This window comes from Actinomadura sp. BRA 177 (genome assembly GCF_013372625.1).
Classification (GTDB): Bacteria; Actinomycetota; Actinomycetes; order Streptosporangiales; family Streptosporangiaceae; genus Spirillospora.
Genome location: NZ_JABXFD010000141.1, coordinates 1 through 2,013 on the forward strand (window position 1 = coordinate 1; position 2,013 = coordinate 2,013).

Below are 2,013 nucleotides of genomic sequence, written 5' to 3' on the forward strand. Positions count from 1 at the left end.
GGCCGGGAGGGACTGATCGAGACCGTCCGGCCGGGGTACCGGGTGCCCGCGGAGGCCGGGACGATCGACGCCTCGGTGGCGGCGGAGTGGATCAGCGCGGCGCGGCGGGGCGGCTGCCGCAGGCCGCCGGGCGGTTTCGGGAGGCGCTGGCGCTGTGGCAGGGGCCTGTTCTGGCGGGCCTGGAGCGTCCGATGATCGAGGCGGGGGCGTTGCGCTGGGAGGAACTTCGGCTCACCGCGGTCGAGGAGGTCGCGCATGTGGAGCTTGTCCTCGGCCGGCATCGGGAACTGGTCGGTGAGCTCATCGGGGCGGTCGGGGAGCATCCGTACCGGGAGCGGCTCCGGGGGCTGCTGATGATGGCGCTGGCGCGGGCCGGGCGGCAGGGCGAGGCCCTCGACGTGTACCAGGAGGGGCGCCGCCGGCTGGACGAGGAGCTGGGCCTGGAGCCGGGGCGCGAGCTGCGGGAACTCCAGCTCGGGATCCTGCGGGACGATTCGCTGGTGCGCCCCGGTGTGGCGCGGCGGGGTCGTGCGCTGCGGTGGCGGCGCACGGCGGGGCCCGCGCGGGGCGTCCGGTCCTGCTGACGACGGAGGGCCGCCGGGCGCGATGCCCTGCGGCCCTCTCAGCGGGGGGCTAGTTCACCCACTTGTGGGAGCCCATGAGCTGGCCCTCCCAGAAGCTGTTCCGCTCGCCGGCGGGGATGGTGCCCCAAGAGCCCTCGTAGTTCGCGAAGTGGTACACCTTCACCTTGCTGTACGCGCCCGTGTAGCCGTTGTTCCAGTACGAGGCGACGAGGAACCGCGGGTTGCATTGGACGGCGCCGCCGTGCCAGTCGGGGTCGTCGCCGTTCCAGGCACACCTGGTGCCCGTGCCGTTCTTGCCGCTCCAGACGCAGAAGTCGCCGCGCTCGCACGACCCCTGCCAGGCGGCCTCGGCCTGCGCGGTGGCGGGGGACAGGACGGCGGTGAGCCCCGCGACGGCCATGCCGCCGACGATGATCCGGGCCTTGTTCATACCGCCCCCTACCTCGACCACTGGTGGGAGCGGATGGACACGTTCGCCGCGTTGATCGGCTTGGACGTGACGCTGACCGGGTCGTAGAGCTCGTTCTGGTAGTTCGCCGACGCGAAGAACCGGACCTTGTTGTACGGGTTGCTCGTGTACCCGTTGTTCCAGATGCTGTTGACCTTGAACCTGTGCGGCCGGCACTGGATCGCGCCGCCCTGCCAGTCGGGGTCGTCGCCGGTCCAGTTGCAGCGGGTGCCGGTGGCGTTCTTGCCGCTCCACACGCACACGTCGCCCTTCGGGCACGTCCCGGCGGTGGCGGACGCCGTGGCGGCCAGCGCCGCGGACGGCGCCATGGCGGTGACGGCCCCCGCGGCCACCGCGCCGGCCAGCAGGCCGATCCTAAGCTTGCTCATCTTCTCCCCGTTTCCCGTCAGTAGACCTTGGAGCAGGTCTTGACGGTCTCGCCGTTGATGTCGACGGCCTTGTCGTCGCCGTTTCCGGCCCCCGTCAGGAAATAGGCCGACACCCAGCCGCGCGTGGCGCCCTGGTCGAGGTCGGTGTACAGCCACCAGTGGTTGGTGCCGTACGCGCCCGTGTACTCCTGGCCCCACTTCTTGCAGTAGACGTAGTTCTCGCCCTGGTAGAGGTAGCCGATGGGAGATCCGCACTTGAGGTAGTTCGGGTTGGCGAACGCCTTGTCGAACGTCCGCACCCATTGCTTCCCGTCGATCTCCGCGTCCGTGAAGCAGGCCGCGCGGGCGCTCGGGGCGGACCCCGCGTCCGTGCCGCCGGCCCAGGCGGAGGCGCCGGTCGGAGCCGCCCCCAGGACGGATGCCGCCGCGAGCGCGCCCACGATGATGCGTCTCTTGCGCATTCCTTTCTCCCCGTTCGTGTGATCTGGACGCGGAACACGCTACGGAAGGCCGTTATCGAACCCTTATCGGCAGGCGGAGTGACTTCAGGGGTCATGGGGGGTTGGGTGGCCGGTTGCGGTCAGTGCGGGGG

5 protein-coding genes are annotated in these 2,013 nt (G+C 70.9%); 2 read left to right on the forward strand and 3 right to left on the reverse strand.

What is annotated here, in order from left to right; translation table 11 throughout:
- Window positions 1-195, forward strand: a 195-nt coding sequence (locus HUX53_RS40685) for a hypothetical protein (RefSeq protein ID WP_255204904.1), incomplete at its 5' end; no start/stop codon positions are given.
- Window positions 153-584 carry an AfsR/SARP family transcriptional regulator gene (locus HUX53_RS04170; protein ID WP_255204903.1) on the forward strand — a complete coding sequence of 144 codons (432 nt, stop codon included), beginning with the start codon at window positions 153-155 and terminating at the stop codon, window positions 582-584. The genes HUX53_RS40685 and HUX53_RS04170, both read left to right, overlap by 43 nt.
- 49 nt (window positions 585-633) lie before the next feature.
- On the opposite strand, the gene HUX53_RS04175 is transcribed toward HUX53_RS04170, so the two are convergent.
- From HUX53_RS04175 to HUX53_RS04185, 3 genes are read right to left on the reverse strand one after another with little or no spacing between them, the layout of a single operon-like run.
- Window positions 634-1,014, reverse strand: coding sequence for a peptidase inhibitor family I36 protein (locus tag HUX53_RS04175; protein ID WP_176401846.1), 381 nt, complete (start codon window positions 1,012-1,014; stop codon window positions 634-636).
- Window positions 1,015-1,022: 8 nt separating this feature from the next.
- Complete coding sequence (locus HUX53_RS04180) at window positions 1,023-1,421, reverse strand: peptidase inhibitor family I36 protein (protein WP_176401847.1); 399 nt, start codon at window positions 1,419-1,421, stop codon at window positions 1,023-1,025.
- Between the two features lie 17 nt (window positions 1,422-1,438).
- Window positions 1,439-1,882: a hypothetical protein gene (locus tag HUX53_RS04185; protein WP_176401848.1), complete on the reverse strand. Its 444-nt coding sequence runs from the start codon at window positions 1,880-1,882 to the stop codon at window positions 1,439-1,441.
- Window positions 1,883-2,013 lie beyond the last annotated feature (131 nt).

Bases quoted from the DNA above. Each gene is read 5' to 3' on its own strand.
- HUX53_RS04180 (WP_176401847.1), bottom strand. From the start codon at position 1,421: ATGAGCAAGCTTAGGATCGGCCTGCTGGCCGGCGCGGTGGCCGCGGGG.
- HUX53_RS04175 (WP_176401846.1), bottom strand. From the start codon at position 1,014: ATGAACAAGGCCCGGATCATCGTCGGCGGCATGGCCGTCGCGGGGCTC.
- HUX53_RS04185 (WP_176401848.1), bottom strand. From the start codon at position 1,882: ATGCGCAAGAGACGCATCATCGTGGGCGCGCTCGCGGCGGCATCCGTC.